The organism is Xanthomonas hortorum pv. cynarae (genome assembly GCF_002939985.1).
Classification (GTDB): domain Bacteria; phylum Pseudomonadota; class Gammaproteobacteria; order Xanthomonadales; family Xanthomonadaceae; genus Xanthomonas; species Xanthomonas hortorum_D.
On record NZ_MDFM01000004.1, the window covers coordinates 222,591 to 229,115 of the forward strand.

Consider the following 6,525-nt stretch of genomic DNA (forward strand, 5'->3'; position numbering starts at 1 on the left):
CGCAAAGGGCCGCTCGCATTCCCATGTCAGCCACCACACGCAAGATCGCCACCTTCAACGTCAATGGCATCCATAGCCGGCTGCCGCATCTGCTGGAATGGCTGCAGCGCGAGCAACCGGATATCGTCGGCTTGCAGGAGCTCAAAGCCACGCAGGAGGCGTTTCCGGAACAGGCGATCCGTGACGCCGGCTATGGGGTGATCTGGCAGGGCGAGAAGTCGTGGAACGGTGTGGCCCTGCTTGCACGTGGCGCAGACCCGGTGGAGATTCGTCGCGGCCTGCCGTGGGACCCAGGCGATAGGCAAAGCCGCTATCTGGAAGCTGCGATTCATGGCGTGGTGGTGGCCTGCCTGTATCTGCCCAACGGCAATCCGCAGCCGGGGCCGAAGTTCGATTACAAGCTCGCCTGGTTTCAGCGCTTGATCCGCCATGCCAAGACCTTGGTCGAGTTGCCGCATCCGGTGGCCTTGATCGGCGATTTCAACGTGGTACCGACCGATGCGGATATCTACGACCCCAAGGGCTGGCGCAAGGATGCGTTGCTGCAGCCCGAAAGTCGCCAGGCATATGCAGCGCTGTTGCAGCAAGGCTGGACCGACAGCTTGCTGGCCGTGCATGGCGATACACCTATCTACACGTTCTGGGATTATTTTCGCCAGCACTTTGCGCGTGACCGCGGCTTGCGTATTGATCATCTACTGCTCAATTGCACGCTGGCGCCCGGCTTGCAGGATGCAGGCGTGGACAAGTGGGTGCGCGCCCTGGAGAAGGCCAGCGACCATGCGCCGACCTGGATCAGCGTGCGTGTGCCGGATGCAGTTGCAGAGGCAGTGGTGGATACCGAGGCTGCGTCGAAGCCGCGCAAGCGTGCGGCTGTGAAAAAGACGCCTGCGCGCAAGAAGGACAACAAGACCGCATCGAAGGCAGTCGCGAAAACGACCACAGCAAAAAAACCGACGCCCCGCACTGCCAAGCCGCGCAAGGCAGCCAAGCGCGTCAGCTGATTCCACGCAGCTGGCGATGCTTGATCCGTTGCAGCACATAGCCGGTGATGGCGGTCAGCAGGATCAGTGCATTGCTGACGATAAACACCGCGTTGCCGACCAGGTAGCTGTAAACGATAAACAACACCGAGGCGCTGATCTGACCGACAAACAACCAGCGCGAGACACCCTGTGCCGCAGGCGACTGCCATTGCTTGTAAATCTGGCGGATCAAGGTGGCGATCAGAACGGCGCTGGCGAGCCAGCCAACAAGGTCGACGAATTGCATGGTGTGCAAAGATGAAAAAACTACCTGCAAGTGTGCGGCGCAGCGTGTTGACGATGCGTTCGAGCAGCGTCGAGCGCTGGGGTGATCGCGTGATCGGTCACTGGTGCATTCGCCGTCGTAACGCCGTCGCGGCATGCCTGTACCAGCCGCGCTGGAGGCCGGTATCCTAGCCAGGTCATCCATCGGTCGGCCGTCGCCTTGCTCATGATCAGCTACGCCGAAGCCCTTGCACTGATCCATCAGCAGGTCGCCACGCTTGCCAGCGAGTGGGTGGACAGTGCGGATGCGCAAGGTCGCGTGCTTGCGCAGGCATTGTCGAGCCCGGCCGAGCTGCCGGCTTTCGACAACAGTGCGATGGATGGATTTGCGTTGGTCACCGATGGCCGTGGCGCAATGACCGCAAGTGAGCACGCGGTCGGTGGCACCGTTGCCGCAGGCGAAGATGCCGGTGGCATTACGGCAGGCGCGGCCTGGGAAATCATGACCGGTGCCGGCTTGCCGGCAGGTGCGGATGCCGTGGTGCCGATCGAACAGGTGGAGCTGCTGGCGCATGACGGCGCACGCCCCAGCCGCATCCGGCTGCGCGCCGATGTACGTGCCGGCCAGCACATTCGCCGACGGGGAGAAGACGTGGCCTTGCACGATCGCGTGATCGAGGCCGGCACGGTGCTGCGCGGTGCGCATCTGATGCTGCTGGCCGGGCTGGGCTGCGCGCGCGTGCAGGTGGTGCGGCGCCCGCGTGTGGCCTTGATCGCGACCGGCCGCGAATTGGTTGGCGATCCTGCGCAGCCGCTGCAGCCCGGCCAGATCCGCGATGGCACCAGCAGCTATCTGCTCAGTCAGTTGCAGGCTGCGGGTGCGGAGCTGGTATGGCGCGGTCAGGTGGGTGATGACGCTGCCGCCTTCGATGCGGCGCTCGCGCAAGCGCGTCATGCGGGAGCCGATGTCATCTTGAGCACCGGTGCGGTGTCGCGTGGTCGCTACGATTTCGTGCCGGATGCGTTGGCGCGACATGGGGCGGCGTTGCTATTTCATAAGGTGGCGGTGCGGCCAGGCAAGCCGGTGTTGTTGGCGCGCTTTGCGGACGGCGCGCTGTATTTCGGTTTGCCGGGCAATCCGATGGCCAGCGCTGCCGGGCTACGTTTTTTTGTCGAGCCGGCCTTGCGTGGTTTGCTGGGCATGCCTGCGGAGCGCGGTTTGCGTGTTGCGCTGCACACACCGATGCATGCACGACCGCTCTGGCGGCAGCACCTGCGCGCGCGTTTGAACTGCAGCGATGCCGGTGTGCTGTGCGTGCAGATCTTGCCGCAGCAAGAGTCGTTTCGCGTGGCGCCGTTGTTGCAGGCCAATGTGTGGGCGGTGCTGGAGCCGCAGGACGATGGTGCCGCGCCCAGTACGACGGCGCAGGTGTTCGGCCTGGGGCATCTGCAGCCGGCTGCGCCGGCGATCGCGCCATGAGCGTGCGTCGGCACGCAGCGCGACGCAGTGCCTGCGGGCAGGCAGCATGACCGCCACACACCCGTGGATCGGTGTGGTGCTGGCCGGCGGCCGTTCCTCGCGCATGGGCCATGACAAGGCGCTGCTGCCGTGGCGCGGGCGTCCGTTGGTTGCGCACATGCAGGCGTTGCTGCGCGATGCCGGCGCGCTGGATGTAGTGATCAGCGGTGATCGTCCGGGCTATGCCGGGATTGCCGATGCGCAGCCGGATCTGGGGCCGCTGGGCGGCCTGGCCAGTGTGATCGATCATGTGGCCGATGCAACGACACTTGTGGTGGTACCGGTCGACATGCCGCTGCTGTCCAGGCCATTGCTGGAGCGACTGCTGGCGCCACCACCGCAGCGCTGCGCCGCTTTCGAAGACGAGATGTTGCCGATGCGTCTGTGCGTGGATGGCGTTGTGCGTGAGGCGCTCTCGGTGTTGATGGCAGGCGCTGCATCGTCACGCTCGCTGCGCGCCTTGCAGCGTTCACTGCAGTGCCATCGCGTGGCTGTCACCGCCAGCGAACGCGGCGCGTTCGTCAATTGCAATACTCCCGAGCAGTGGAGTCAGCTCAGTCATGAAAATCCAGATTGAAGGTCAGCAGCTGCGCTTTCGCATCGACGAAGCTGAATTGGCCGAGTTGCTTGCCGGGCGCACGGTCGATAACGAAAGCCGCTTGCCGAGCGGGCAGGGCGCGCGATTGGTGCGCCACAGCGTGAGCCTGACCGGTGGTCACGCGGCCTGCAACTGCGCCACCGATCATTGGCAGTTGTCGGTGCCGCGCGATGCGCTGGAGGAGCATGCACGGCAGTTGCCCAGCCGCGACGGGCTGAGTTTCAGCTTCGATGCCGGGGCTGGCCATGCCGAACACACGGCGTTGCGCGTGACCTTCGATATCGACGTGCGCGACAGTGCGCGCAAGCGGTTTCCGAAAGCGTGATCCAGCTGCGGCCGCAGGTGCGTGCCGCTTATGCGTTGGCGTGCATGTGCATGGCAATGCCGGGCACACGATCACACGCCAGGCCCCGCGCATGCAGCGCTGCTTCAATCGCAGCAGCATCGGCATCGCTGTAGCCGGCGCCGCTGCGCAACGCGACCACGTGCAGGCCTTCTGTCGCCAGTTCCAGCAACAGATGCCGTTGTGCATCGGCATCGCGCGGCAAGGCGCGGCGTGAGGCATCGCGACGCGCCAGTTCCAGCACTGCATCGGGGATGTCGTCGCCGATCAGCAGCACGTCGGCCAGATTCATCGCGCGTAGCGCTTTCAAGGTGAGCAGGCCGGGATCGCCCGGGCCGGTGCCGACCAGTTGCACGCTGCCACGCGCCGGCACCGCGCCGGCATCGTCCAGTGCCGCGGTGAACGCGGTTTCGGCGGCGTCATCGTTGCCGGCCTGCAGCAGCAGCGGCACTTCGCCATCGATGACGCGATCGAACCAGCGCCTGCGCCGATTCATATCGGGGAACTGGCTGCGGATGCGCTCGCGGTGACGCGCAAATAGTCCAGCGAAGCGGCCGACCGAGGCATCCAGCTCGCGCTCCAGCCGTTCGCGCAGACGCCGTGCCAGCATCGGGGCAGCGCCTGCGGAGGAGATGGCGATGACCAGCGGGTCGCGGTCCACGATCGCCGGCACCTGGTAGGTCGACAGCTCTGCATCGTCCACCACATTGACCAGGCGCTGACGCGCGCCGGCGGCAGTGGCGACACGTTGATTCAAGTCCGCATCGTCGGTGGCGGCGACCACCAGCCACACATCGTCGATCCAGGCTGGATCGAACTCGCCGCCCAACTGTTCGAAGCGACCGGCTTGCATCAACACATCGAGTTCGGGCGAGAGCGCATGCGAATACAGACGGATCTGCGCGCCGGCCTTGAGCAGGGCCAGCACCTTGCGTGTGGCGACCTCGCCACCGCCGATCACCAACACGGGGCGCGCTTGCAGGTTTGCGAACAACGGGAACAACGGCATCAGACGGACTCCGAAAAGATGACTCGCACCGACAGCATGTTGCATGGCACCATCCAGCCACGTCCACGCCTCGCCGCCGCCAATGCGTGTTTTGCTGGTCAACGATACCGAAAAGCCGATTGGCGAACTGCGCCAGGCATTGACGCGCGCCGGTTATACGGTGCTCGACGATGTGGCCTCGGTCGGTGCGTTGCTGCATGCGGTGCAGAGCCAACAGCCGGATGTGGTGGTGATCGATGTGGACTCGCCTTCGCGCGATACCTTGGAGCAACTGTCGATGCTGCACGCCCATGCGCCGCGCCCGGTGGTGATGTTTTCCGGCGATGGCGACGATGCGTTGATCCATGCGGCCGTTGGCGCAGGCGTCACCGCGTACGTGGTCGATGGCCTGGCACCGGCGCGGCTGGCGCCGATCGTGCAGGTGGCGCTTGCCCGATTCGCGCAGGAAAGCAGCATGCGCAAACGTCTGGACGATGTGCAGCAGGCGCTGCAGGACCGCAAGCAGATCGACCGCGCCAAGGGCCTGCTGATGGAAAAACGTGGCCTGAGCGAGGCTGACGCCTACGCGGCGCTGCGCCAGCAAGCGATGAAGCAGGGAGTCAAACTGGCCGAAGTGGCGCGACGCATCGTGGCCGTGGCCGAGCTGTTGGGATGAACACATGAGCCAAGCCAACCTCCCCGTATTGCGCGTGGCCTACATGCCGCTGATCGATTGCGCACCGCTGATCGCGGCGCAACGGCTGGGCCTGGACCGCGCGCATGGCTTGCAATTGGAGCTGCAGCGTCAGGCGTCGTGGGCCGGCGTGCGCGACCGTCTGCTGGCCGGCGAGGTGGATGCGGCGCATGCCCTGGCCAGCCTGGTGTATGCGATCGATCTCGGCATTGCCGGGCCGCAATGCCCGATGGCGTTGTTGATGACGCTCAACCACAACGGCCAGGCGATCACGCTTGCGCCTGCGCTCGCGCAGGCCTTGGCCGATGGTCATGGGTTGCCGCAGGTGCTGACCGGTCTGGGCCGCCGTGCGGTGTTTGCGCAGACCTTTCCCACCGGTACGCATGCGTTGTGGCTGTATTACTGGCTGGCCGCATGCGGGGTGGACCCGATGCGCGATGTGGATGTGCTCAGTATTCCACCGCCGCAGATGCCCGAGGCCTTGGCTAGCGGGCTGGTCGATGGCTATTGCTCCGGCGAGCCGTGGGCCGCAGTGGCCGAGGCGCAGGGCAGCGGTCGCCGCGTGATCCGCAGCGGCGAGTTGTGGGCCGGCCATCCGGAAAAAGTGCTGGCCTGCCGGCGCGAGTTCGCCGCGCTGCAACCGGAGTTGACCGAGCGCCTGACCGCCTGCGTGCTGGAAGCCTGTCGCTGGCTGGATGCGGCGCCGGGCAATCGCACGCAGTGTGCGCAGTGGTTGGCCGAGCCGCAGCATATCGGTGTGTCTGCCGCGCATCTGGCGGCTTGTCTGGACGCCGATATCGAGATGCATGCGAACGATGCGACGGCGCTGGCTTTTCATCGCAATGGTGCGGTGAACATGCCGTGGCTGTCGGATGGCGAGTGGTTTCTGACCCAGTTTCAGCGCTGGGGCTGGCATGACATCCACGATGACGACATCGCGCGGCTGCGCGATATCCATCGATTGGACAACTATCGACGCGCGGCAGCCAGCGTTGGTGTGGCTGTGCCGGACGACGATCACCGCAGCAATCGGTTGTTCGATGCGCTCTAGGGAAGGTCTGAACAACGCGGCCTGAGAGCGCGGAATGTCGCATCGTTCTGGAGAGTCGCGTTTGGATCTCTCCGGATTTTTG

At 65.1% G+C, this 6,525-nt stretch carries 8 protein-coding genes; 6 read left to right on the forward strand and 2 right to left on the reverse strand.

The window, feature by feature from the left end:
- The first annotated feature begins 23 nt into the window (after nt 1–23).
- Nucleotides 24–1,004, forward strand: coding sequence for an exodeoxyribonuclease III (gene xth / locus XcyCFBP4188_RS04615; RefSeq protein WP_006448721.1), 981 nt, complete (start codon nt 24–26; stop codon nt 1,002–1,004).
- On the opposite strand, the gene XcyCFBP4188_RS04620 is transcribed toward xth, so the two are convergent.
- The gene (locus XcyCFBP4188_RS04620) at nt 997–1,272 is read right to left on the reverse strand and encodes a hypothetical protein (RefSeq protein WP_006448719.1); all 276 of its coding nucleotides are present in this window, start codon (nt 1,270–1,272) and stop codon (nt 997–999) included. The genes xth and XcyCFBP4188_RS04620 overlap by 8 nt on opposite strands.
- A 204-nt stretch (nt 1,273–1,476) precedes the next feature.
- On the opposite strand from XcyCFBP4188_RS04620, the gene XcyCFBP4188_RS04625 reads away from it, so the two are divergent.
- From XcyCFBP4188_RS04625 to XcyCFBP4188_RS04635, 3 genes are read left to right on the forward strand one after another with little or no spacing between them, the layout of a single operon-like run.
- On the forward strand, nt 1,477–2,730 hold the full coding sequence (locus XcyCFBP4188_RS04625) for a molybdopterin molybdotransferase MoeA (RefSeq protein WP_006448718.1): 1,254 nt from the start codon (nt 1,477–1,479) through the stop codon (nt 2,728–2,730).
- A gap of 46 nt (nt 2,731–2,776) precedes the next feature.
- A complete protein-coding gene (locus XcyCFBP4188_RS04630) occupies nt 2,777–3,346 on the forward strand; it encodes a molybdenum cofactor guanylyltransferase (RefSeq protein WP_006448717.1) in 570 nt (189 codons plus the stop codon).
- Nucleotides 3,330–3,692, forward strand: a complete 363-nt coding sequence (locus XcyCFBP4188_RS04635; RefSeq protein ID WP_006448716.1) for a hypothetical protein — start codon at nt 3,330–3,332, stop codon at nt 3,690–3,692. Before XcyCFBP4188_RS04630 ends, XcyCFBP4188_RS04635 begins: the two co-directional genes overlap by 17 nt.
- 28 nt (nt 3,693–3,720) lie before the next feature.
- On the opposite strand, the gene XcyCFBP4188_RS04640 is transcribed toward XcyCFBP4188_RS04635, so the two are convergent.
- Complete coding sequence (locus XcyCFBP4188_RS04640; protein ID WP_104591706.1) at nt 3,721–4,719, reverse strand: NAD(P)-dependent oxidoreductase; 999 nt, start codon at nt 4,717–4,719, stop codon at nt 3,721–3,723.
- A gap of 82 nt (nt 4,720–4,801) precedes the next feature.
- On the opposite strand from XcyCFBP4188_RS04640, the gene XcyCFBP4188_RS04645 reads away from it, so the two are divergent.
- Together XcyCFBP4188_RS04645 and XcyCFBP4188_RS04650 are read left to right on the forward strand one after the other, a co-directional pair.
- Nucleotides 4,802–5,374, forward strand: a complete 573-nt coding sequence (locus tag XcyCFBP4188_RS04645; protein WP_006448714.1) for an ANTAR domain-containing response regulator — start codon at nt 4,802–4,804, stop codon at nt 5,372–5,374.
- A gap of 4 nt (nt 5,375–5,378) precedes the next feature.
- On the forward strand, nt 5,379–6,443 hold the full coding sequence (locus tag XcyCFBP4188_RS04650; RefSeq protein ID WP_006448713.1) for a CmpA/NrtA family ABC transporter substrate-binding protein: 1,065 nt from the start codon (nt 5,379–5,381) through the stop codon (nt 6,441–6,443).
- Nucleotides 6,444–6,525: the final 82 nt, after the last annotated feature.